We start from the raw sequence: 23,511 nt of genomic DNA on the forward strand, positions 1-23,511 counted from the left end.
AGGGGAGGGTAGTCCCGAGTCTCGACGCGTGGAGTTGAACGATCGGTGTTCAAACGTTGACGACGCGCTGATGCTGCGGGACACGTGGCGGTCGCCGCGCGGCGCAGGCGTGTCGTCCGACGTGAAATCCCGGTGAAAAACGGGCGAGCGCCACGGTGCGCGCGGTGTGGAACACGGCCTTTATCGGTTCGACCCAGCGGTTCGTCATGATATCTTAGGCAGCTATCATCACGGTTCTGGACAGGGGCGGTATGACTTCTAAGGTTTCCGGCGCGGCGCGGTCCCGGAAGATGGATCGGCGAACGTCGCTGGCGCTAGGCGTGGTCGTCGTGTTTTTCGTGATCACCGGGTGCCTGGCGTACCAGAACGTCCGCAGCATCCGCGAGAACAACCAGCAGGTCATCCATTCGCAACATACCGTGACGGGGCTGAGCGAGGTCCTCTCGACGGCGCAGGATGCCGAGACCGGCCAGCGTGGCTTCCTGCTCACCGGCAACGAGCGTTACCTCGAGCCCTATCGTGCGGCCCTGGCCAGTGCCGCGTCGCGTCTGGACGCCGTGCGCGAGGACGTGAAGGACAACGCCGCGCAGCAGGCGCGCCTCAAGGTGCTGACCGTCCGCTTCAACGACAAGCTGGCCGAATTGAAGGAAACCATCGACCTGCGCCGAACGCAGGGCATGGACGCTGCCGTGGCCGTGGTCAACAGCGACCGCGGCAAGGCGGCCATGGATGCCATCCGATCCCAATTGGCCGCCATGCAGGTCGAAGAGCTGGCCCAGCGCGACGCGCGGGTCGCGGAGATGGCCACCGCCTACAGCAGTGCGCTCACCGGCGGCATCCTCAGCGCCTTGCTGGGCGTCGCGCTGACGGTGTTGGTTGGCGTGCTGATCCGCAGCGCATCGCGATCGCGCCAGCGCAACGAGTGGCTGCAGGAAGGGCAGATCGGCCTGGCCGCGGCGATGCAGGGCGACCAGGGCACGCAGGAGCTGGGCGGCAATATCCTCGCCTTCCTCGCCCGTTTCCTGCATGCGCAGGCGGGTGCCATGTTCGTCGATGCCGGCGCCTTCTACGAGCGCATCGGCGAGTACGGCCTGGCGCCGGGCAACGATACGGTGAAGCGCTTCGTGCCGCCGGAGGGCCTGCTTGGCCAGGCGGTGGCCGAGCGCCGTCTTCTCACCGTGGACGACGTACCCGATGGCTACCTGTCGGTCGGCTCCGCGCTGGGCAGCGAGAAACCGCGCCAGCTGCTGATGCTGCCCAGCGTGGTGGATGGCGAGGTCAACGGCGTGCTGGAACTCGGTTTTTTCCGGCCCGTGGACGAGGATACCCTGGCCCTGCTCGGCGAGATGGCCGCGGACATCGGCGTCGCACTGCGCTCGGCCACCTACCGTGCCGAGCTCAACCGCCTCCTCGAGGAGACGCGCCGCCAGTCGGATTCCCTGCAGCAGCAGAGTGAAGAGCTGCGCGCGTCCAACGAGGAACTGGAAGAACAGAGCCAGGCCCTGAAGCAGTCCCAGCACGAACTGGAACAGCAGCAGGCCGAACTGGAGCAGACCAACGCCCATCTCGAGGAACAGGCCAGCCAGCTGGAGGTGCAGCGCGACGACCTGGCGCGTGCCAACCTCCAGGTCGAGGCCAAGGCCGAGGAAGTGTTGCGCGCCAGCCGCTACAAGTCGGATTTCCTGGCCAACATGTCGCACGAGCTGCGCACGCCGCTCAATTCGGCGCTTATCCTCTCCAAGCTGCTCGCCGACAACCCGCGGGGCAACCTCACGGAGGAACAGGTCAAGTTCGCGCGCACCATCCATTCGTCCGGTAACGACCTGCTCACGCTGATCAACGACATCCTCGACCTCTCCAAGATCGAGGCCGGGCACATCGCCATCCGTCCGGAGCCGTTCACCATCGACGCGATGGTCAAGGGCCTGGTGCCCGGCTTCCAGCCGGTTGCCCAGCAGCGTGCGTTGTCGTTCGAGGTCACCGTGTCGCCGGCATGTCCCGCCGTGCTGAACAGCGACCGCCAGCGCGTGGAGCAGGTGCTGCGCAACCTCCTGTCGAACGCGTTCAAGTTCACTGAGCAGGGCGGCGTGAAGCTCGACGTTGCCGCGGGTGCGCAGGGCGAGGTGGTGTTCGCGGTGAGCGACACCGGCATCGGTATCCCGGCCGAGCAGCAACAGCGCGTCTTCGAGGCGTTCCAGCAGGCGGACGGCACCATCAGCCGCAAATACGGCGGCACCGGCCTGGGGCTTTCGATCTCGCTCGAGCTGGCACGTCTGCTGGGCGGCAGCATCGCCGTGCACAGCGAGGCCGGCAAGGGCAGCACCTTCACGCTCACGTTGCCGGCCACGGCACCGGTCGGCGATAGCGCCGACGACGCGTCGCCGATGGGTGGCGCCGGCGACGCCGGCCGGCCGGCCCGGACGCCCTCGGCTACCGCGTCACCCGCCACGTCGCTCCCGCCCGCCGCCCCGGCGCTCGCCCAGCGCATTCCCGACGATCGCGACGCCGACGACGACGCGCGGCGCGTCATCCTGGTGATCGAGGATGACGAGGCGTTCGCCCGCATCCTGCTCGACCTGACCCGCGAAATGCGCTTCCGCTGCCTGGTCGCCACCAGTGCACAGGAAGCCCTGGCACTGGCCCGGCAGTTCCTGCCGCATGCCATCGTGCTGGACATCGGCCTGCCGGACCAGTCCGGCCTGTCGGTGCTGGATATCCTCAAGCGCGACGTGCGGACACGGCATATCCCCATCCACGTGGTGTCCGCCGAGGATCATTCCCACGCGGCGTTGTCGATGGGCGCCATCGGCTACCTGGTCAAGCCGGTGCAGCGAACGGAACTGGTCGAGGTGCTGGACAAGCTCGACGCGCGGCTCTCCACGCATGTCCGGCGCGTGCTGGTGGTCGAGGACGATGCCGTGCAGCGCGACGCCATCCGCAGCCTGCTGGCCTCGGTGGACGTGGAGACCGTGGAAGCGGGCACCGCGGCGCAGTGCCTGAGCCTGTTGAAGGATGAGACCTTCGACTGCATGGTGCTGGATTTGTCGCTGCCCGATGCATCGGGTTTCACGCTGCTGGAAAACCTCAGCGCGGAAGGCATCCATGCGTTCCCGCCCGTGATCGTCTATACCGGGCGCGACCTCACGAGCGAGGAGGAATCGCGGCTGCGCGTTTACTCTCGCTCGATCATCATCAAGGGTGCCAAGTCGCCGGAACGCCTGCTGGACGAGGTGTCGTTGTTCCTGCACCAGGTGGTGACCGACCTGCCGGCGGAACAGCAGCGCATGATCGAGCAGGCCCAGCATCGCGACGCCTTGCTGGAAGGCCGCCGTATCCTGGTGGTGGAAGACGATGTGCGCAACGTCTATGCGCTCATCAACATCCTGGAACCGCGCGGGTGCACGCTCACCGTGGCCCGCAACGGCCAGGAAGCCCTGGATGCGCTGGCGCGTGCCGCCGGGCCCGACGGCCAGCCGATCGACCTGGTGCTGATGGACGTGATGATGCCGGTCATGGATGGGCTGACGGCGACGCGGCACATCCGCGAGGACCACCGCTGGCGGAAGCTGCCGATCATCGCGCTGACCGCGAAAGCCATGCCCGACGACCAGGACACCTGCCTGGCCGCCGGTGCCAGCGACTACATGGCCAAGCCGCTGGACGTCGATAAACTGTTGTCCCTGGTGCGCGTATGGCTGGCCCGATGACCTCACCCGCCGCCCAGGCCGACCGCGTCGAGGCCATCGAGATCGAGCTGCTGCTCGAGGCGATGTACCAGCGGTTCCACTACGACTTCCGCGGGTATTCCCGGGCGTCGGTGAAGCGGCGCCTCAGGCAGCTGCGTGAGCGGCTGGGCTACCGCACCTACTCCGCACTGCTCGAGGGCCTGCTGCACGATCCGGCCGTGGTGCCGCAGGTGATCGCCTATCTCACCGTGCAGGTCAGCGAGATGTTCCGTGACCCGTCGTATTTCCGCGCGCTGCGCGAGCACGTGGTGCCGCACCTGCGTACCTATCCCTCGTTGAAGGTATGGGTGGCCGGGTGCAGCAGCGGGGAGGAACTGTATTCGCTGGCCATCCTGTTCCGCGAGGAAGGGCTCGAACAGCGCACGCTGTTCTACGCCACCGACATCAACCCCAGCGCGCTGGAAGCGGCCGCCTCGGGCGTCTACAACCTCGACCGTATCCGTGGTTTCACCGAGAACCACCAGCAGTCGGGCGGGCGCTCCTCGCTATCGGACTACTACACCACCGGTTACGGCAAGGCCACGTTCGACCGCCGCCTGCGCGAGCGGGTGGTGTTCTCCGACCACAGCCTGGTCACCGATGCCGTGTTCGGCGAGATGCACCTCATTTCCTGTCGCAACGTGCTCATCTATTTCGACAACACGCTGCAGGACCGTACCCTGAAACTGTTCAACGATTCTCTCATCCGCAAGGGCTTCCTCGGGCTGGGTTCCAAGGAGAGCATCCGCTTCTCCAGCCAGGCCACCGCCTTCCAGGATTTCGTGCCGGGTGAAAGGATCTACCAGAAGACGTCAGACGATGCTTAAAGAAGCCGATGCCACCCTGAGCCCGGTGTATGTCCTGCTGGTGGACGACCTCGACGACAACCTGCTGTCGCTCGAGGCGCTGCTGCGACGCGACGACCTGGTGCTGCTGAAGGCGAGATCGGGCGAGGAAGCCCTGGAACTGTTGCTGGTGCACGACGTGGCCCTGGGGCTGCTGGACGTGCAGATGCCCGGCATGGACGGCTTCGAGCTGGCCGAACTGATGCGCGGCAACGAGCGCACGCGCCATGTGCCGATCATCTTCCTCACCGCCAGCACGACGGACAACCAGCGCAAATTCCGCGGCTACGAAGCCGGCGCGGTCGACTTCATCCAGAAGCCCATCGAATGGGACATCCTGCGCAGCAAGGCCAACGTCTTCTTCGACCTTTACCGCCAGAAGCAGCAGATCGCCGACCAGCGCGACCGCCTGGAAGCCTACGCGGAAACGCTGACCCGCTCGGATCGCTACAAGGACCAGTTCCTGGCCATCCTGGCGCACGAACTGCGCAACCCGCTGACCCCGTTGCGCATGGGCCTGGATGTCTTGCGCGGCCACCCGTCGCCCGAGCGTGTCGAGCAGATCCACGGCGTGATGGATCGTCAGCTGGTGCACCTGGTGCGACTGGTGGACGACCTGCTGGATGTGTCGCGGGTCAGCCAGGGCAAGATCACCTTGCAGCGGCAGAAGGTCACGGTGGCCGAGATCGTGCAGGCGGCCCTGGAAGCGAGCCAGCCGTTCATCGACGGTGGCAGGCACGCGCTGCGCGTGGACGTATCGCCGCAGCCGATGTGGCTGGAGGGCGACAAGACGCGCCTGGTCCAGGTCGTCGGCAACCTGGTGAACAACGCCGCCAAGTACACGCCGACCGAGGGCCAGCTCGGCGTCGAGGCCTTCCGCGAAGGCGACGAGGTGGTCATCGTGGTGTCCGACAACGGCATGGGCATACCGGCGTCCATGCAGGCCAACATCTTCGAGTTGTTCACCCAGGTCGGTGAGCACCTCACCCGGTCGCAGGGTGGGCTGGGGATCGGCCTGGCCCTGGTCAGGCAGCTGGTAGGCATGCACCGGGGCAGCATCGCGGTCAGCAGTGGCGGCGAGGGCCAGGGCAGTCGCTTCACGGTCCGCCTGCCGTTGTTGCCGCTGGAGCAGGTCGACGAGGCCTCGGCGCACGCGCCTGATGAGGCGCACGGCCAGTCACTGAGCGTACTGGTGGTCGACGACAACGCCGATGTCGCACAGACGCTCGGCTGGCTGTTGAACGACATGGGACACCGTCACCAGGTGGTGCTCGACCCGCGCGAGGCCGTCGCGGCGGCGCGGACGTTCCGGCCGGATGTGGTGCTCCTGGACGTCGGCATGCCTGCGATGAGCGGCTACGACCTGTGCCGGGCGTTTCGCCAGGATGCCGATCTGGGCCACCTGCCGATCATCGCGCAGACCGGCTGGGGCCAGGCATCCGACAAGCTGGCCAGTACGGGCGCCGGTTTCGACCGGCACCTGGTCAAGCCGGTCGGTGCGGCTGAGCTGGCGGAGGCGCTCGATGGCGTGACCCGTGTGGCGGCCCGGGCCGATCACCAGCGATAGGCCACCCGCGTGTACAGGTAGCGACCGCTGTAGCCGAACGGCGAGTAGTCGGGGTACGGCCACGTGCCGCCGACCGCGCCATCGCTGCCGGCCTTGTATTTCTGCGGATAGACGTTGGTGAGGTTGTCCACGCCGGCCGTGAATGTCCAGCCATGGGTCGCGTAGCTGGCGGACAGGTCGAGCAGCCAGCGTGCCGGAAACACCTGGTCGAAACCCGGGTTGCCGACCGGGTCCTGGTTCACGGTGAATTCGCCGTAGCGGGTCAGGGCGCCGTGCAGGTTCCATGGGCCCCGCCCGTAATCGGTGCCCAGCGCGATCTTGTCACGCGGCGCGCCACGCGTGATGTAGCCCTGGGCGATGTGCCCGACGCGCACCAGTTCCAGTCCGTTCTGCGCCAGTGACGCCGGGTTCGGCGCGACCGAGAGGATCGATGTGTGGTTGCGGTTGTAAGCCGCGGTGAACTGCAGTTTGCCGGCGTCGCCCAGGTCGAGGCGGTAGCCGCTGCTGAGGTCGACGCCGCGCGTACGCGTCTTCAGCGCGTTGGTGAAATAGCTGCCGCCCTGGATATTGGCGAAGCCCTGACTGTCCAGGTAAGCCCGCACGGCATCGCCCACCAGGTTTTCGGATGGCACGACGCGGTTGCCGATGGTGATCTGGTACAGGTCGAGCGATAGTGTCCATGCGCCCGGCGCATAGACCGCGCCCAACGTGTAGTTGTGCGACTTCTCGGGCTTCAGCGGCTCGGCGCCCAGGGCACGCGCGACGGGGTCGCTCACCGCGAAGTTGCGGATCTGCGTCGGGACGCCGCCGATGACGTTGGTCGAGGTGGTGGTGTAGAACTGCTGCGGCAAGGACGGTGCGCGGAATCCCGTGGCGGCCGTGCCGCGCAGCGCAAAGGCATCGGTGAAGTCGTAGCGGGCCGAGAGCGTGCCCGACGTCGTGTTGCCGAAGTCGCTGTAGTGCTCGTGACGCACGGCCAGCGAGCCGCTGAGTTTATCGGTGATCTGGTTTTCCAGGCTCAGGTAGCCCGCGACATCGTGGCGGGCGTGGCTGCCGGCGTCGCCTGGCTGGAAACCCGGGAAGCCTTGCGCGCCGGTGCCGACGTACGAGGACGGATCGCCCGCGTCGATGGTGTACTGCTGGTGCAGGTATTCCAGCCCGAAGGCCAGCGTCAGCGGATTGCGCAGCCAGCCGACCTCCAGGTCGCGCGCCACGTCCACATCGAAGGCTTTCTGCGTCGCGATCAGCCGCCCCGCGTTGAATCGTGTCGGACTGGCGTCGCCAAGATCGACGTTGAGCGTGTGGATCGGGTCGATGCCGACCCTGTCGCGGCCGTAGTTGCCGCTGATGTCCCAGCGCCACCCGTGGGTGGTGGTGCCTCGCACGCCGGCCACGAGCGCGCTGTCGATCGAGCGCACGTCGTTCAGGGGCAGGTAGCCGTCAGGATAGATCGACGGCACGTTGCGCGCGCTGTCGTAGGTGCGGAACAGGGCAGGGGACGTGCCTTCGCGGCTGCTGGTGCTGGCGAACGCGTAGGCGTCCACGCCGGCCGACAGCGCGTACTGCACATTCAGAAGCGCCTGGTGGTTGCGGATATCGGGCTCGCCGATGCGCTGCGTGCGTTGGCCGTAAACCGGTGACGACGGGTCGCGATAGTCGCGGCCGCCGCGGTTGGTCGCATCCGCATGGCCCTGGACCAGGCTCAGGCGTGCCCAGCCCTTGTCACCGCCCAGTGGCACGCCCAGGCTGGCCTCGCCCTGCCACTGCCGGCCGTCGCCCGCGCTGTAGCGCCCCGCGGTGATGCTGGCGGTGTTGGTACCCGCGCCCGCCGCGCCCTTGAGCACCACGTTGATGACCCCCGCGATGGCGTCGGAGCCGTATTGCGCGGAGGCACCGTCACGCAGGATCTCGATATGGTCGATCGCCGAGACCGGAATCGCGTTGAGGTCGGCCGGGGCCGAACCCCGCCCGAGCGCACCCTGCAGGTTGAGCAGGGCACTGGTGTGCCAGCGCTTGCCGTTCACCAGCACCAGCGTCTGGTCCGGCGACAGGCCGCGCAGGGCGGCCGGACGAACGATGCCGGAACCGTCGTTGCCCGGCGCGCGGGGAAAGTTGAGCGACGGTGCAAGCCGGGACAGGATCGCGCCCAGCTGCGTATCGCCGAAGGATTGCAGGTCCTGGGCCGACACCACATCGATGGGCGAGAGCGAACTGCTCTGGCTGCGATCGACCGAGCGTGTGCCGGTGACCACCACGGTCTGCAGTTTCGTGGCGTCGTCCTGGGCATGCGCGGCGGAAACGAAGGTTTGGGCCGCGACCACGACGGACAGCGACAGGCGCACGGGCAGGGCATGCTTCATTGGGCGGTTTCCTTGGTTTTTCAGGATCGGCCGCGTGCCGACGCGAAGGCGCCGGGCCGCCGGGTGAACGGGGAAGGGAGCCGCGCCGGCGACGCGCGCCGGCGGGAAACATCAGCTACGACAACAGCGACACGCCACGATCGGCAGGGCGATCGGGGAAGGCGTGTGGATGGGCTGCTGCGTGATCACGATGGTGTGTTCCCCGGAAGCGTCTTGGCTTATGGACGTCTGGAAGGCCGAATGAAAATCCATGCTCGTGCACTATCCTGCGAATGTCAACGTGGCCGGCGCTTTCCGGCGGGTTCGCTGCGTTCCGCTGGGCTGAGCCCGGGCTTCCTGGCGGGGCTCCGATGTCGGTGGTACCGCCAGATCGCCGCTCATCACCGGTGCGACGTGCCTGCCGTGGATAAAAAGTGACAAAAGTGGCCAGGGATTGACCCGGCATCGGGAACTGGGCGATCTAACATGTTGAATTGACGAGAGGTTGGTGCGGCACGGCTCTTGCTTTACACCTCCTGTCGGCCCCCTTGCCGGCCTTCGGATCGGGAGAGGCGACATGGTGGTGCTGCGTGAGTTGGTGGAACGGCTGGTCTGGCGGGTGACGCTCCAGCGCCGTCTCGGTGAAGTCTTTGCCTTGCCGGGCGGCGTGTCGCTGGCAAGCCGCGCCGCGCCGTGGATCAGCGAGGGCGCATGGTGGGGCCGTCACGATGCCGCCACCGAGGCCTCTGCACTGTTCGCCGCGCTGCATCGCGACGACATCCACGAGGCGGCCTTCCGCGCCCATCGCCTGCAGCGCGCCAGTCGCCGGCGCGGCCTCGCGGACGTGGCCGTCCATGCCGAGGCCCTGGAGATCGCCCTGGTGTCGCACGACGCGTGCGGCGCGGTGGCTGTCTGTCATGCCTCGGTTCATCTGGTCCGCTCGCTGACCGGCCAGGGCATCCTCCTTACGTCGCAGCCGTGAACGACGCCCGCCGTGACGCGCTATTGCCGTCGCGGGCGCCCTACCGGACCTGAGTCCCTGGCGGAGTGTGACCGCGCATGACCCCGAGTGACCCCTGCATCACGGAAAGCGAGCGCCTCGCCACCCTGCACGCCCTGCGGATACTCGACACGCCGTCCGAGCCTGTTTTCGACGCGCTGGTGCGCGCCGCGGCGCTGGTTGCCCGGCGACCGATTTCCCTGCTCAGCCTGGTCGATGCCTCGCGGACATGGTTCAAGGCCAACGTCGGCCTGGACGGCGCGACCGAGGCGCCGCGGGAATACGCGTTCTGCCAGCACGTGGTCAACAGCGGGCGGGTGTTCGAGGTGGCCGACACACGGGAAGACCCGCGGTTCGCCGCCAATCCCCTGGTCACCGGCCAACCCAACATCCGTGCCTACACGGGCGTTCCCATCGACCTCGATGACGGTACCGTGCTGGGTGCGCTGTGCGTCATGGCCAGCGAGCCCGGCAGCCTGTCGGCGGAACAGGTGGGCATCCTGCAGCACCTGGGGCATGCCGCCGGCCTGGCCATCGCCCAGCGCGCCGAACTGGTCCGCCAGCGCGAGGCCGCCGAAAGCGAGTCCGCCCACGCACGCCACCTGGAAAAGGAACTGCGCGCCAGCGAGGCGTTCCTGCATCGCACGGGCCGGGTAGCCGGCGTGGGTGGCTGGGAACTCGACCTGGAAAGCAGCACGGTGCGCTGGTCGGAACAGATCTGCCGCATCCACGAGGTGGCGGCGGGTTACCAGCCGTCACTGGACGAGGCGGTCAGCTATTACGCGCCGGAGGCGCGACAGCTCCTTGCCGAGGCGATCGGCGCCGCGGTGGAGAAGAACCTGCCATGGGACATGGAACTGCCCATGGTGACGGCCCGTGGGCGACCGATCTGGGTTCGCGCCGTGGGTGCGCTGGAGCGGGAGGGCGATGTGCCCGTGAAGCTGTCCGGCGCCCTGCAGGACATCACCGACCGCCGCCGCGCCATGCAAGCGCTGGAAACGAGCGAGCGCCGTTTTCGCAAGCTGTTCCAGTATTCGCTGGGCCTGATCTGCACGCACGATCTCGAGGGCATCGTGCTGGCGGTCAACCCCGCCGCCGCCGCGTCGATCGGTTACGGCATAGGCGACATCCTCGGCCGCAGCCTGGGCGACTTCATGCGGCCGGAACGTCGGCCCTACCTGGCCCTGTACCTCGAGCGCATACGGTCCCAGCGGATCGACGCGGGGATGTTCGAGCTGGTGGCGCCGGACGGCTCCCTACGCTACTGGCGCTACCAGAACGTGCTGGATACCGACGCGGAAGATCCCTACGTGCTGGGCCACGCCCAGGATGTCACGGCCCAGAAAAGCTACGAGAAAACCCTGCTGGACTGGTCCACGCGTGACGCGCTGACGCATGCGATGAACCGGAGGTACCTGGCCGGGTTCGAGGCCGAGCAGACCGACGACATGCGCTGGGCCTGCGTCGCCGTGGATATCGACCACTTCAAGCAGGTCAACGACACGCACGGCCACCAGCGTGGCGACGAATTGCTGCTGGCCGTCGCCGATATCCTGCGCGGCGCCTGTGTCCCGGGCGACGTGGTGGTGCGCATGGGTGGGGACGAGTTCATCGTGATCCTGCGCGATCCGCGGCGCGTCGACGAGGCACTTGCCCACGTCGCCCGCGCGCAGGCCGGGACAGGCGTGTCGCTGAGCATGGGCGTCGCGCTGCGCGAGGCGGGCGCGTCCGTCGATGACGTGATCGCCGAGGCCGACCGCGCGCTGTATGCCGGGCGGACGCATTCACGGCGCGAAGCGCGTCATTGATACACTGGGGTTTTCCGCAGGTCATACCGGATGCTCAGGGTCGATGGACTGGTCAAGACGGTACCCGGAGGGCGCACGCTGTTCGATGGCCTCGATCTGGCGCTGGCCCCCGGTGAATTCGTCGCCGTCACCGGCGAATCCGGTGCGGGCAAGTCCACCCTGCTGAACCTCATCGCGGGTCTGGATACCCCCGATGCGGGGCAGGTGCGTATCGGCGGCACCGACATCGCCGGCCTGGACGACGATGGCCGCACCGCGCTGCGTCGCGACAGCATCGGCTTCGTGTTCCAGGCGTTCCATGTGCTGCCGCACCTGGACCTGGCGCACAACGTGGCGTTGCCGCTGGCCCTGCAGGGACGCGAAGCGGGCGAATCGCTGCTCGCCGCGGAAGCCATGCTCGTGGCGGTGGGCCTGGGTGGTCGCGGTGGCGCCTATCCGCGGGAACTGTCGGGTGGCGAATTGCAGCGCGTGGCGGTCGCGCGGGCCCTGGTCCACCGACCCGGGCTGATCCTGGCCGACGAACCCACGGGCAACCTCGATCCCGAGACCGCAGCGCGCACGCTCGCGTTGTTCGTCGAGCGCGTGCGCGAGGCCGGCGCCGCGGTGCTGCTGGTGACCCATTCCGCCGTGGCGGCGGCCGCGGCGGATCGCACGCTCGTGCTGTCGCAGCAGGGTCTCGTGCCGCGTGGCTGAGCGCCGGCTGCTGCCCCTGGCTGGCCGCTGGCTGCTCGGCAGCGAGTGGCGCGCCTATCCGGGACGCGCGTTATCCGCGGTGCTGGCCATCGCGCTGGGCGTCTCGCTCGGCTTCGCGGTGCACCTGATCAACGCGTCGGCGCTGGGCGAGTTCGACAAGGCCGTGCATTCGGTCAGCGGAGCGGCGGATCTCACCCTGCGCTCGGCCAGTCCGCTGGGTTTCGACGAGATGCTTTATCCGCGGGTGGCGCGCCTGGCCGACATCGACGTATCGCCCGTGGTGGTGTTGCCGGCCACCCTCGACGGCACGACGCCGGTATTGCTGGAGGGCGTCGACCTGCTGCGCCCGGCACCCGCCGGACAGGGCGCCGGGCCGATCGATGCAGGTGCCATGGGCGGCCTGCTTGCCGGTGACGCGATCTACCTCTCCCAGGGCGCCCAGAAGCTCGTCGGCCGTGCGCCGGGCGATGTCGTGACGCTTTCGGCCAATGGACGCAGCCGCCGCGTGCGCCTTGCCGGCAGCCTTCCCGATGGCGCGCAGCCACGGGCGGTCATGGATATCGCTGCGGCGCAGTGGCGTTTTGCCGCCCTGGGCAGGCTGCAGCGCCTGGACGTCCATCTGGCGGCATCGGCCGATGCCGCCTCCGTGCGGCGGGCCATCCGCGCGGTGCTTCCTGCCGATGTGGTGATCGCCGATACCGCCAGCGATGTCGCCCGTAACGACGGCCTGTCCGCGGCGTATCGGGTCAACCTCGACATGCTGGCGCTGATCGCCCTGCTCACGGGCGGCTTCCTGGTCTATTCCGCGCAATCCCTCTCGGTGGCCCGCCGACGGTCGCAACTGGCCCTGCTGCGGGTACTGGGCATGGCGAAGGGTAGCCTGCTCGCCCAGATCCTGGGCGAGGCGCTGGCACTGGGCCTGCTCGGTGCGGCGGCAGGCATCGGTCTGGGTCTGGGCCTGGCCCAGCTGGCGCTGACGCTGCTCGGCGGCGACCTGGGCGGCGGATACTTCCATGGCCAGGCGCCCCGGCTGGTGTTCGCGCCCTGGCCAGCGCTCGTCTTTGGCGCGCTCGGCGTCGGCGCGGCCGTGCTGGGCAGCATGGTGCCCGCACTGGCGGCATCGCGCATCGCGCCGGGCATCGCGATCAAGAACGCCGGCGATGCCGTCGATCCATGTATGCCCGCGCGGGTGCTGCCGGCGCTTGTGCTCCTGACCGCGGCACTCGGTGCCTCGTTGCTGCCCGCCGTCGGCGGCATAGCGTTGTTCGGATACATCGCGATGGCCCTGCTGCTGGCCGGCGGCGTGATGCTGATGCCCTGGTTGTCGCGCTGGCTGGTGGCACCGCTACGCCACCTCCCCGTACGCTCCGTGGCGTTCCGGCTGGCGGCGGCACGCTTGTGGGGTGCGCCGTCGCAGGCATCGGTCGCCCTGGCGGGCGTGCTCGCCTCCACCGCGCTCACGGTGGCGATGGCGGTCATGGTCACCAGCTTCCGCGGTTCCGTGGAACGCTGGCTGGGCGATGTGCTGCAGGCCGACCTCTACGTCGTGGCGGGGACGGGCGCGGGCGGCAGCTTCGATGCCGCGACCCAGGCACGCATGCGCGCCGTGCCAGGCGTCGCTTGGCTGGGCACCCTTAAAGAGGTGCCGTTGCAGTTCGATGCCCGGCGACCCGCGGTCACGCTGGTGGTCAGGACGCTCGACGGGCCGGGCGCTCGCCTGGCGCTGATCGGCCCACAGCGGTCGCCTCCGTCCGGCAGCCTGCCGGTCTGGGTGTCCGAGCCCGCCTCGCGCATCTATCACTGGTTGCCCGGCGATACGCTGACCTTGCCGCTGCCGGGATCGCCGCGGGCAACCGTGGCCGGTGTGTGGCGCGACTACGCCCGCCAGCAGGGTGCCATCGTCATCGATGAGCGCATGTATACGCGACTGACGGGCGACCGTTCGCGCAGTGGCGTATCCATCGGCGTGATGCCGGGTACGCCTGTCGATGCCGTGGCGGACGCATTGCGCGTGGTCGCGCAGGCAGGCGGCACGGCGGCGACCATCAGCCGACCGGCGGACATTCGCGGCACGGCGCTGCAAGCGTTCGACCGCAGTTTCCTCATTACCTACCTGCTCGAGGGCATCGCGGTGTGCGTCGGCCTGGCCGGCGTGGCGGCCACCATCGGCGCGCAGGTACTGTCGCGCATCCGCGAGTTCGGCATGTTGCGTCACGTCGGGGCGCTGCGCGGCGACCTCGCGCGCATGCTGCTGATCGAAGGCACGCTGCTGGGACTGGTCGGCGGCGTGGCCGGTGTCGTACTGGGCCTGGCCATGAGCCAGGTGCTGATCCGCGTGGTGAACCCGCAATCGTTCCACTGGACGATGGATACCCTGCTGCCGTGGCCGTTGCTCGGCGGTGTCGTCGTTGCACTGGCCGTCGCGACGGGAGGCACGGCGTTGCTGGTCGGACGCCGCGTGCTGTCCACCGATGCCGTGCGTGCCGTGCGGGAGGACTGGTGATGCGGGTGATATGGCCGCGCCGGCTGGCGCTGTGGATGGTTGTCGGCGCGGGCTTGACCGTCGGCTCGTGCCCGGCGGGCGATCGTGTGGCGTACACGCCCGTCTCGCCGGTGTCGACCGTGGTGCTCCCGCGCGACCACGCGGCGCATCCGGGTTACAAGACCGAATGGTGGTACGTCACCGGATGGCTGCAGACGCGCGGCGGTCCGGTTGGCTTCCAGGTCACCTTCTTCCGCTCCCGCTTGCCGTTCGACGATGGCAACCCCAGCCGCTTTGCACCCCGTCAGGCGATCATCGGGCACGTGGCGCTGTCCGATCCCGCCACCGGCCATATCCTGGACGCACAGCGGCTGGCGCGCGAAGGATTCGGCCTGGCCGGCGCGTCGACGGAAGCCGCCGACCTGACGCTGGGCGACTGGCGCCTGCATCGCGAGGCGGACGGCCGATTCACTACGCAGGTGCATGGCGAGACTTTCGCGCTGGACCTGACGCTCACGCCGACCCAGCCGGCCCTGTTGCAGGGCGATGCGGGCTACAGCCGCAAGGGACCGGCGACCGGTCAAGCCAGCGCGTATTTCAGCCTGCCGCACCTCGCGGTTTCGGGCAGTCTTTCGCGCGGCGGCGACAAGGAAACGGTACGCGGTGAGGCGTGGCTCGATCGCGAATGGTCGTCCAGCCTGCTGGACCCGAGGTCGGTCGGCTGGGACTGGGCGGGCCTGAACATGGATGACGGCAGTGCCCTCACCGTCTTCCGTGTGCGCGATGCGCAGGGCCACGCCGTGTGGGCCGGCGGCAGCCTGCGGGCCGCGGACGGCAAGGTGACGGTGCTCGGTCCCGCGGATGTCGTGTTTGCTCCGCGTCGTCGCTGGCGCTCGCCGCGCACCGCCGCGGCGTATCCGGTCGAGACCGAGATCACGGTGACGCTGCCGTCGGGACCGCGTCGCTTCACGCTGCGTCCCCTGTTCGACGACCAGGAACTGGATACGCGTCGCACGGGCGGCCCGGTGTACTGGGAGGGAGCCGTGCAGACCGAGGGTGGGCGCGGCTACCTGGAACTGGTGGGCTACGGCGGCAAAGTCAGCCTCTAGCTTCGCCTTTCTCACCTTCGTGCCGGGCGAGTGCCCGGCTGCGCCAATTCATCAGCGGCGTGGTGCTGGCGCCATGCGCGACGATGCTGAGCGCGACGACGGTCAGGACGGCGGCGGCCGCAGTGCGTGCCTGCGGTCCCGCCAGGCCGTGGACGAGGGCGTACGCCAGATAGTTCAGGCTACCCAGCCCGCGGATGCCGAACCAGCCGAACAACAACCGACGCTGCCATGGCGCACCCGAACGCATGGTGGCGATCCACACGGCCAGCGGCCGGATCACGAAGAACAAGGCGGCCGCCAGCAACACCCCGTCGAGGGTGAACAGCGGCAGCACGCCGATGCCCACCATGAACACCATCGCCGCGCCGATCAGCCGTTCCATGGTCTCGCCGAAGGACATGGCATCGGACACGACCCAGCCGACCGCCTGCGCCGGATGCTCCGCTTCCGCCGTCGTGCGCTCGTTGGGATTGACCAGGAATTCCGCCGGTGCGCGAATGCCGTCTTCGTCGTGTGCCTCGGCGTTGTCGTCCACCGGCGGATGGCCATGGGTGACATCCATCTCCACGCGGCGCAAGCCCACGCCCGCGGCGAACGCGGCGAGGAAGCCAGAGCCATGCAGCGCCTCTGCTGCGCCGTAGGCAAGGGCCATGGTGCCCAGCGCGAGCAGGTCGCTCGGCGCGACGCCCTGTGCCGCATGGCGAAAACGGGTGCCGATGTGGCCCAGGCCCCAGCCGATCAGGAAACCGATGCCGATACCCCCGACCCAGTCCCAGCCCAGTTCCACGGTGAACCAGTGCGGCCAGAAGCCCGGATCGCCTGTTGCCTCTCCTGTCATCCAGGCCAGCGCAAGGACAAGGAAGGGCAGGGCCGTGCCATCGTTGAGGCCCGCCTCGCCGGACAATCCCACCCGCAGCGCATCGTCGTCGCGTGCATCGTCGACCGACACCAGGCTGGCCAGCACCGGATCGGTGGGTGACAGGATGGCGGCGAGGGCAAGCGACAGCGGCCACGGCCAGCCGAACACCACATGCCCTACGACGCATACGCCGCCAACGGTGAGCACCATGGCCGGCAGCGCCAGGCGCACCGCCATGCGCCAGCCCGGATCGGTGAACGGCAGGCGCAGTTTCAGCCCCGTGATGAACAACGATACGATCATGCCCATCTCGGTCGCCGGACGAAGCCAACCGGTGCTGCGACCGTCGAAGGCGAGTGCGGTGAGCGAGAGGACGGCCGGGCCCACGACGGCACCGGCGACGAGATAGATGGCGAACGTGGTGATCGGGCTTCGCCGGATAAATCCCGCACTGGCCGAGGTGGCGACCAGCAACCCGCCGAAGAAGATGATCCAACCCAGATAGCCCATGGATGCAGCATGGAGCCTGGGGCATGAAACAGCCGCGAATATTTGCGGCTATCCGTGCATGGTCGCGGCTTGTTGCGACGTCGATGCCGGAGCTGCCGTCACTCGCAGGGTGCGGCGACGAGGCGCCGGGTGGTCACACTCTGCGCTCGGGCAGCGGCCACAAGTGGCCGAACTCGCTCAGAGCGTAACCACCCGCCGCCTCTGCGACACCAGAGGCCATCTGGGTGGAGAGCAAAGTGTTGGCAACCTAGGGCGCTGAGCCCTGGAGAATCGGCCGCGCGCGATGTCGCGAGCGTTGTTTTCCCGACCCGTTACCTCAGTCGTGAGGGAGGTGTCGGGGGGGCATCCTCTGAGCGAGTTCGGCCGCTTGCGGCCGCTGCCCGAGCGCAGAGGGTGACCCCCCGACGCCTCCTTGCCGTCGCCCGCCAATGACCGCAAGCATTCCCAGCAGTCTCTGGTCAATGCGAGCCGTATAGCCGTCTCGAAGGCTTCACCGTTGCATAGTCAATCTGAGCGGCTGCATGCGCGTCACGATGGGGCGCAAGAACTTACGAGGCAAGCATGGTGAAGACGATTCCACGCACACCGGAGGAGCGGGCTCCCCGGCTGGCCTCATTGCGCAACCTGAAGATGGCGAAGTCGGCGCACGCGTTCGTCCGTGGGAATACGGTGCAGTTCTACGAATGGCTGGAGAAGTCCGGGCGCGCGTTGCCCAAGGGGCCGGACATGTGGATCTGTGGCGACTGCCATGTCAGCAACATCGGTCCCGTGGCCGACATGGAAGGCGGAATCGATATCCAGATCCGCGACCTCGACCAGTCCGTGATCGGCAATCCCGCGCACGACATCGTCCGGCTGGCGGTGTCGCTCGCCACCGCGGCGCGCGGCTCCGACCTGCCGGGGGTGGTCACGGCGCACATGGTGGAGCAGTTGATCGACGGCTACGAACGCGCGATGGGCAGCGGCCGCAAGGTTTACCGCGTGGTCGAACGACCGGACGCGATCAAGCTGGTGATGAAGACGGCGCTCAAGCGTCGCTGGAAGGATCTGGCGCGCGAGCGCATCGAGGGCAGCCACCCCGTCATTCCCGAGGGGCGTCGCTTCTGGCCGGTCACGGCCGAGGAGCGCGAGGAACTGCATGCGCTGGTTTCCACGGAGGGCATGCGCTCACTGGTGACGCAGATCGTGCATCGTGCCGACGATGCCGCGATCGAACTGGTCGATGCCAAGTACTGGGTCAAGGGATGCAGTTCGCTTGGGCGCCTGCGCTATGCCTTGCTGGTTCGCGTCGGGCAGGGCAAGGGCGAGCTGTGCCTGGTCGACGTGAAGGAAGCCCTGCGCGCGGCCGCGCCCCGCAGCACCGATGCCGTCATGCCACGCGACCACGCGTCGCGGGTCAGGGAGGGAGCGCTGCACCTCGCGCCCAATCTCGGCCAGCGCATGCTGGGTGGCCGGGTACAGGGAAGGTCGGTCTTCGTGCGCGAACTGCGCCCGCAGGACCTGAAGGTCGATATCGAGCGCATGGACGGCGACCAGGCCATGAATGTGGCGCGTTACCTCGGCAACGTGGTCGGTCGTGCCCACGCGGCGCAACTCACCCGCGAACAACGCCGCACCTGGCTGGGCGAACTCGCGCGCAACCGGCCGGCGAACATCGATGCGCCGTCGTGGCTGTGGCGCAGCGTGGTCGAGCTGGTACAGGCGCACGAAGGAGGCTACCTGGAACATTGCCGGCGCTACGCCACCGCAGCGCCTTGACGGCTTTCACACGGCGCCCTCACACGAGGTGCTTCACTCCGCACCGAAATCAACCAAGGTCTCAGGGGAACCCATGAACAGCAGCACGCCACAGACGAAGCCGACGGTCGAGCCGGAGGTTTCCAAAGTGCTGGACTCCGCCGTCGACGACGCCGAGATGCCCTTGCCGAGCGATCCGAAGACGGTGTTCCTCGGTGGTCTGTTCATCCTCGCCGTGCTGGCAGGCGCCTTCGTCGCCAAGGAAGTCATCCTTCCCGTGGTGCTCGCCTTCATCCTCAAGCTCCTGCTCCAGCCGGTAATGCGGTTGCTGGCGCGGATCAAGGTGCCCCGGGTGCTGGCGTCGCTGCTGATGATCCTGGCGCTGTTCGGCATCCTGGCCGGTCTGGGCAGCGCGCTGAGCGGCCCGGCGAGCAACTGGGCCAAGCGCCTGCCCGAAGGCCTGCCGCGCCTGCAGCAGCGTGTGCAGGTGATCAGCGGCCCGCTCGACAGCCTCAAGGGCATGCTCGACCACGCCAAGGGGATGGTGGGTGGTGGCTCCCCGGCCAGCGCCGGTGCCGGCGCGGCGGACGAGAAACAGGCGGCGCCCATCGCCACGGGCTCGTCGGATATCCAGTCGACCATCCTTTCCGGCGTGCAGACGTTCGCTTCGGAGTTCCTGACCACGTTCCTGGTGCTGTTCTTCCTGCTCAATTCCGGCGACACCTTCCTGCGCCGGCTGGTGGAAGTGATGCCGCGCTTCAAGGACAAGCGTCAGGTGATCGACATCTCCCAGCAGGTCGAGTCCGATGTGTCGTCCTACCTGGTGACGATCACGGTCATGAACGCGGCGGTGGGCGTGGCCACGGGCCTGGCCATGTGGGCGCTCGGACTGCCTGACGCCGCCCTGTGGGGGGCGGTTGCCTTCCTGCTCAACTACGTCCCGATCCTCGGGCCGCTGGTGGGCGTGGTGACCTTCCTCGGGGTGGGCATGCTCAGCCTCGATCCGCTCTGGAAGGCGTTCATGCCGATGGTCCTGTACGGTGCCATCCACATCATCGAAGGCGAGACGGTCACCCCGATGCTGCTGGCCCGGCGCTTCACCCTCAATCCGGTGCTGGTCATCGTGGCGCTGCTGTTCTGGGACTGGATGTGGGGTGTCCCGGGCGCCATCCTGGCCGTGCCCATGCTGGCCATCACCAAGATCGTCTGCGATCGCATTCGCCCGCTTGCCGCCTTCGGCCACTTCCTGGAAGGGGAGAAGCACGGCATCGACCCTTGAAGAAAAGGTTCGTCACACAGCGGGCTAGAGTCGCAACAGGGAAATCGCGATCTCGACCACGATGAGGACGACGATCGCGATTTCCAGCAGTTCGGAGCGCCGGCTCGACGCTTCTTCGTACAGCGCTGCGTAGGTATCGCGCACGATCGCCAGTTTGCGGTCCACCGAGGCACTGAGCGTCGGCACGCGAAACAGCGACAGTGCGCTGCTGTACACGCGAGCCAGGTAGACGTCCTCGGTGACTTGCAGGGCATTGTCCACGCGCTCGGTCAGCTCGGTCACCTCCGCCACCAGCGTGTAGAGGCGCCGTGCGAGGTAGGCGAAGCGGCGCGATGCGAGCAGCGAGGCCGCAGTGCGTGCGTTTTCCACCTGGTCGTACATCAGCGGCAGCTCGTCGTCAAGCAACGTGTCGTAGTAGCGCAGCTCCACCAGCTGCGCATTGGCCACCTCGATCACGTCGGCCACGTCGGTGTCGCGGCGCGGTTCGTAGATGAAGGCGCGATCCCAGTTCAGCACGACCAGGTCGTCGGCGTAATACGAGAAACTGCGCGACAGCAGTTCGTTGCGCGCTGCCCGTGAAAGGGGGCGGCTTTCGCCGGAAAGTACCTGGGTCAGGTCGATCCGGCTGCGCAGCGACTCCGCATCCAGGGGCGTGTCGAAGGCATGCACCGTCGCGATGAGGTAGTCCTCGTCGATGGCGCTGGTGGCCGGCCGGTCCAGCGAGGGCAGGATGACGTCGCGCACGCGGGCGAGCAGGTCGGTCCAGAAGGCGGGGTCGGCCCCGGCACCGACGCGTGCGTCGAGTGATTCCACGTCGCGCGCGAACACCTCCCACGGCTGGTTCTTCACCGCGATGCGTAACGACAGCGCCGCCACGCCGAAATCGTAGAGTCGTACGGACAGCAGGGCGGTGGCATCGCGGTCGGCGAGCGGAAAGGCGATCTCGCCCAGCGCCAACCACAGCGGCGCGACACCGAAGGACACGGCCTTGGGCGGCGTCGAGAGGTGCGAGCGATTGAAGGCCTGGCCCGAGCGTTCGGCCCATAGCCGCTCGGCGTGGGCAAGATCGATGCTGTAGGCGATGTCGATCAGGCGCAATGCCGTGAGTTCGCCATCGGCGACGGCCGGCTCGTTGGGATTCACGTGCTTGCCTTGACAGGAAAGGCGCAGTGTAGCGCCCGGTTCTTGCCCCCGCGTGTCAGCGCGCGGGATACCCCGCGGGACCGTGCCGTGTCGCGCGTGCAACCCCTACGCGTCCAAGGCGCAGCGCGCAGCCGAGCGCGGCCAGGCCGAGCACGATCGCGGCTGCCAGCAGCCACAGGTCGAGGCTTTCGATGAGATCACGTGCTTCCGGTGAGGCTCCCAGGGGCGGCAAGACATCGAACAGGCGCCAGGCCATCCAGGCAAGGGCCGGACCGATCGCGGCCGCCGCCCAGGTCGCCGTGCGCGAGGCCAACGGTGCCCGTGTCGCGACGAGGGCAATCACGACCCCGACCGCGGCGGCGACGCTCAACAGCATCATGTGGGACATGGGACGCCTCGCAGCCAGCAAGAACCTGAGCCCATCCTAAGGATTCCAGATGACAGTCGCGTGGTCTTGCGAACGGTTCGGGGTGTCGACCCATGACTTTTGGCCTATTCAGGCCGCCCGGCGAGATGCCGATAGCCTGCAAATGTGACGGGGGTCACAGTCGAGGGGGCAGGGCGATGGGGACGCGTGGGTCGTCGCTGAGAGAGATTCCGACCGGGAAGCTCCGGCTTGGCATGTTCGTCCACGACGTCGGCGTGTCCTGGGTATCGCATCCGTTCTGGCGCACGAAGTTCCTGCTGGAGACCGCCGACGACCTGGCCACGCTGCGTTCGCTGGATGTCGCCACCGTCTGGATCGATACGGCCAAGGGGCTGGGTGAACTTCCCGCTGTCGCCAGGGCGGACGTCGCCGACAGCGCCGCGTCGTCGACAACCAACGACGCGATGGCCGTGGAGCCGCGGTGCCCCCCGGCGGCTGCCGTACCCGATCCTGTCCTCACCGCCCAGGCGCTGTGCGAACGCGCACGGGGTGTGGTGGTACGCATGTTCCAGCAGGCGCGCCTCGGCGGCGGCATCGATCCCACGGCGGCGCGCGAACTGGTCGACGACATGTCGCGCTCGATCGAATCGCATCCCTCGGCCCTGCTCAGCCTGGTGCGCCTGAAGACGGCGGACGATTACACCTATATGCATTCGGTGGCCGTGGCGGCGTTGATGCTCAGCTTTGCCCGCCACATGAACCTGGATGCGCTGCGCGTGCGCGCGGCGGGCATGGCGGGCTTGTTGCACGACGTCGGCAAGTCGCAGGTTCCGCTGGATGTGCTGAACAAGCCGGCCGAACTCAGCGCGACGGAAACCTCGCAGGTGCGCCGGCATCCGCAACTGGGCCATCGCTTGCTGGTGAGCCGCGGCGGCATGGATCCGGAGGCACTGGACGCGTGCCTGCACCATCATGAGAAGTTCGACGGCACCGGCTACCCGCACGGGCTGGTCGGCGAGCAGATCACCCGGCTGGCACGCATGACCGCGATCTGCGACGTGTACGACGCGATCACATCGGAACGGCCGTACAAGAAAGCCTGGGACCCGGCGCATGCCGTCCAGCGCATGGCGAGCTGGAAGGGCCATTTCGACCCACGCCTGTTCCGCGCGTTCGTGCGCACGGTGGGTGTCTATCCGACCGGCGCCCTGGTACGGCTGGAATCGGGACGCCTGGCCGTGGTGCTGGATGGCTCGCGCGAAGCGCTCACCCAGCCGCTGGTCCGCGTCTTCTACTCGATCGTCGAAGGCCGCCGGGTGGACCCGTTCGTGCTCGACCTGGCCGAAACCGGATGCGCCGATCGCGTGCTGGCGAAGGAAGCGCGCGGCGAATGGTCGGATGCCGAACTGGCCGAGCTCGCGTTGCCCTAGGGCGGCGTGGTGCCGAAGATATGCAGGGCGGCGTGCTGCAACAGCATGATCGTCTTGGCATCCACGATCGTGCCGCGGGCGACCATGGCCAACGCCTCGTCGAATGGCGTTTCGATCACCTCGATGTCTTCACCTTCGGCGGCGATGCCACCGCCGCTGCCGACCTTGGCCGATGCCTCGTACGTGGCGACGAAGAAGTGCAGTTTCTCGGTCACCGACCCGGGGCTCATGAACGCCTCGAACACCTTGCGCACGTCGTGGATGCGATAGCCGGTTTCTTCCTCCACCTCCAGACGGATGCGTTCCTCCGGCGTGGCATGGTCGAGCAGCCCGGCGGGTGCTTCGATCAGCAGGTCCGCATAGCCGTTGACGAACGCGGGGAAGCGGAACTGCCGGGTCAGCACGACGGTGCGCATCCGCTCGTTGTACAGCAGCACCACGGCGCCGTTGCCGCGGTCGTAGGTTTCGCGTTGCTGGCGCTGCCAGCTGCCGTCGGAGCGACGGAAATCGAACACGGTCTTCTTCAGCAGGTACCAGTCGTGCGAGAGCACGTGGCTTTCGACGATGCGTACACGGTCGGCAAGTGGGGGCATGGGGGCACCTGGGGACTCGACAACG

General features: G+C 67.9%; 16 protein-coding genes. 11 read left to right on the forward strand and 5 right to left on the reverse strand.

Going from position 1 to position 23,511, the window contains the following annotated elements; translation table 11 throughout:
- Positions 1–290: 290 nt before the first annotated feature.
- From ACVKN3_RS00265 to ACVKN3_RS00275, 3 genes are read left to right on the forward strand one after another with little or no spacing between them, the layout of a single operon-like run.
- On the forward strand, positions 291–3,707 hold the full coding sequence (locus ACVKN3_RS00265; RefSeq protein ID WP_354513299.1) for a response regulator: 3,417 nt from the start codon (positions 291–293) through the stop codon (positions 3,705–3,707).
- Positions 3,704–4,552, forward strand: coding sequence for a CheR family methyltransferase (locus tag ACVKN3_RS00270; RefSeq protein ID WP_354513297.1), 849 nt, complete (start codon positions 3,704–3,706; stop codon positions 4,550–4,552). Before ACVKN3_RS00265 ends, ACVKN3_RS00270 begins: the two co-directional genes overlap by 4 nt.
- The gene (locus ACVKN3_RS00275; RefSeq protein WP_354513295.1) at positions 4,545–6,137 is read left to right on the forward strand and encodes a response regulator; all 1,593 of its coding nucleotides are present in this window, start codon (positions 4,545–4,547) and stop codon (positions 6,135–6,137) included. The genes ACVKN3_RS00270 and ACVKN3_RS00275 overlap by 8 nt, the downstream gene beginning before the upstream one ends.
- Here ACVKN3_RS00275 and ACVKN3_RS00280 read toward each other — a convergent pair.
- The gene (locus tag ACVKN3_RS00280) at positions 6,125–8,497 is read right to left on the reverse strand and encodes a TonB-dependent receptor (RefSeq protein WP_354513293.1); all 2,373 of its coding nucleotides are present in this window, start codon (positions 8,495–8,497) and stop codon (positions 6,125–6,127) included. The genes ACVKN3_RS00275 and ACVKN3_RS00280 overlap by 13 nt on opposite strands.
- A 556-nt stretch (positions 8,498–9,053) precedes the next feature.
- Here ACVKN3_RS00280 and ACVKN3_RS00285 point away from each other — a divergent pair.
- The 5 genes from ACVKN3_RS00285 to ACVKN3_RS00305 all read left to right on the forward strand — a co-directional run bounded on the left by ACVKN3_RS00285 (position 9,054) and on the right by ACVKN3_RS00305 (position 15,568).
- The gene (locus tag ACVKN3_RS00285) at positions 9,054–9,458 is read left to right on the forward strand and encodes a hypothetical protein (RefSeq protein ID WP_285404650.1); all 405 of its coding nucleotides are present in this window, start codon (positions 9,054–9,056) and stop codon (positions 9,456–9,458) included.
- A 77-nt stretch (positions 9,459–9,535) separates the two neighbouring features.
- Complete coding sequence (locus ACVKN3_RS00290; RefSeq protein WP_285404651.1) at positions 9,536–11,284, forward strand: sensor domain-containing diguanylate cyclase; 1,749 nt, start codon at positions 9,536–9,538, stop codon at positions 11,282–11,284.
- A 30-nt stretch (positions 11,285–11,314) separates the two neighbouring features.
- Positions 11,315–11,977, forward strand: coding sequence for an ABC transporter ATP-binding protein (locus ACVKN3_RS00295; RefSeq protein WP_036141683.1), 663 nt, complete (start codon positions 11,315–11,317; stop codon positions 11,975–11,977).
- Positions 11,970–14,480 carry an FtsX-like permease family protein gene (locus ACVKN3_RS00300; protein WP_354513290.1) on the forward strand — a complete coding sequence of 837 codons (2,511 nt, stop codon included), beginning with the start codon at positions 11,970–11,972 and terminating at the stop codon, positions 14,478–14,480. The genes ACVKN3_RS00295 and ACVKN3_RS00300 overlap by 8 nt, the downstream gene beginning before the upstream one ends.
- Positions 14,480–15,568: a lipocalin-like domain-containing protein gene (locus ACVKN3_RS00305; RefSeq protein ID WP_285404653.1), complete on the forward strand. Its 1,089-nt coding sequence runs from the start codon at positions 14,480–14,482 to the stop codon at positions 15,566–15,568. Before ACVKN3_RS00300 ends, ACVKN3_RS00305 begins: the two co-directional genes overlap by 1 nt.
- Here ACVKN3_RS00305 and ACVKN3_RS00310 read toward each other — a convergent pair.
- Positions 15,558–16,937, reverse strand: coding sequence for a cation:proton antiporter (locus ACVKN3_RS00310; RefSeq protein ID WP_354513288.1), 1,380 nt, complete (start codon positions 16,935–16,937; stop codon positions 15,558–15,560). The two genes, ACVKN3_RS00305 and ACVKN3_RS00310, sit on opposite strands and share 11 nt — an antisense overlap.
- Positions 16,938–17,498: 561 nt before the next feature.
- Here ACVKN3_RS00310 and ACVKN3_RS00315 point away from each other — a divergent pair.
- Both ACVKN3_RS00315 and ACVKN3_RS00320 read left to right on the forward strand, forming a co-directional pair.
- Positions 17,499–18,695: a DUF2252 family protein gene (locus ACVKN3_RS00315; protein WP_354513286.1), complete on the forward strand. Its 1,197-nt coding sequence runs from the start codon at positions 17,499–17,501 to the stop codon at positions 18,693–18,695.
- 73 nt (positions 18,696–18,768) lie between these two features.
- Positions 18,769–19,953, forward strand: a complete 1,185-nt coding sequence (locus ACVKN3_RS00320) for an AI-2E family transporter (RefSeq protein ID WP_354513285.1) — start codon at positions 18,769–18,771, stop codon at positions 19,951–19,953.
- Between the two features lie 24 nt (positions 19,954–19,977).
- On the opposite strand, the gene ACVKN3_RS00325 is transcribed toward ACVKN3_RS00320, so the two are convergent.
- A complete protein-coding gene (locus ACVKN3_RS00325; protein WP_285404657.1) occupies positions 19,978–21,096 on the reverse strand; it encodes a hypothetical protein in 1,119 nt (372 codons plus the stop codon).
- A gap of 55 nt (positions 21,097–21,151) precedes the next feature.
- Positions 21,152–21,484, reverse strand: a complete 333-nt coding sequence (locus ACVKN3_RS00330) for a hypothetical protein (protein WP_354513283.1) — start codon at positions 21,482–21,484, stop codon at positions 21,152–21,154.
- 176 nt (positions 21,485–21,660) lie between these two features.
- On the opposite strand from ACVKN3_RS00330, the gene ACVKN3_RS00335 reads away from it, so the two are divergent.
- Positions 21,661–22,893: an HD-GYP domain-containing protein gene (locus ACVKN3_RS00335; protein WP_285404659.1), complete on the forward strand. Its 1,233-nt coding sequence runs from the start codon at positions 21,661–21,663 to the stop codon at positions 22,891–22,893.
- On the opposite strand, the gene ACVKN3_RS00340 is transcribed toward ACVKN3_RS00335, so the two are convergent.
- Entirely contained in the window at positions 22,890–23,486 is a 597-nt protein-coding gene (locus tag ACVKN3_RS00340) for an NUDIX domain-containing protein (RefSeq protein ID WP_354513279.1), read from the reverse strand. The genes ACVKN3_RS00335 and ACVKN3_RS00340 overlap by 4 nt on opposite strands.
- Positions 23,487–23,511: the final 25 nt, after the last annotated feature.

It is taken from the genome of Luteibacter sp. PvP120 (assembly GCF_054055715.1).

Excerpts from the sequence above, each read along its gene's own strand:
- ACVKN3_RS00340 (WP_354513279.1), bottom strand. The coding sequence starts at position 23,486 with ATGCCCCCACTTGCCGACCGTGTACGCATCGTCGAAAGCCACGTGCTC.
- ACVKN3_RS00315 (WP_354513286.1), top strand. The coding sequence starts at position 17,499 with ATGGTGAAGACGATTCCACGCACACCGGAGGAGCGGGCTCCCCGGCTG.
- ACVKN3_RS00305 (WP_285404653.1), top strand. The coding sequence starts at position 14,480 with ATGCGGGTGATATGGCCGCGCCGGCTGGCGCTGTGGATGGTTGTCGGC.
- ACVKN3_RS00335 (WP_285404659.1), top strand. The coding sequence starts at position 21,661 with ATGGGGACGCGTGGGTCGTCGCTGAGAGAGATTCCGACCGGGAAGCTC.
- ACVKN3_RS00280 (WP_354513293.1), bottom strand. The coding sequence starts at position 8,497 with ATGAAGCATGCCCTGCCCGTGCGCCTGTCGCTGTCCGTCGTGGTCGCG.
- ACVKN3_RS00285 (WP_285404650.1), top strand. The coding sequence starts at position 9,054 with ATGGTGGTGCTGCGTGAGTTGGTGGAACGGCTGGTCTGGCGGGTGACG.
- ACVKN3_RS00320 (WP_354513285.1), top strand. The coding sequence starts at position 18,769 with ATGAACAGCAGCACGCCACAGACGAAGCCGACGGTCGAGCCGGAGGTT.
- ACVKN3_RS00275 (WP_354513295.1), top strand. The coding sequence starts at position 4,545 with ATGCTTAAAGAAGCCGATGCCACCCTGAGCCCGGTGTATGTCCTGCTG.
- ACVKN3_RS00270 (WP_354513297.1), top strand. The coding sequence starts at position 3,704 with ATGACCTCACCCGCCGCCCAGGCCGACCGCGTCGAGGCCATCGAGATC.
- ACVKN3_RS00295 (WP_036141683.1), top strand. The coding sequence starts at position 11,315 with ATGCTCAGGGTCGATGGACTGGTCAAGACGGTACCCGGAGGGCGCACG.
- ACVKN3_RS00330 (WP_354513283.1), bottom strand. The coding sequence starts at position 21,484 with ATGTCCCACATGATGCTGTTGAGCGTCGCCGCCGCGGTCGGGGTCGTG.
- ACVKN3_RS00265 (WP_354513299.1), top strand. The coding sequence starts at position 291 with ATGGATCGGCGAACGTCGCTGGCGCTAGGCGTGGTCGTCGTGTTTTTC.
- ACVKN3_RS00310 (WP_354513288.1), bottom strand. The coding sequence starts at position 16,937 with ATGGGCTATCTGGGTTGGATCATCTTCTTCGGCGGGTTGCTGGTCGCC.
- ACVKN3_RS00290 (WP_285404651.1), top strand. The coding sequence starts at position 9,536 with ATGACCCCGAGTGACCCCTGCATCACGGAAAGCGAGCGCCTCGCCACC.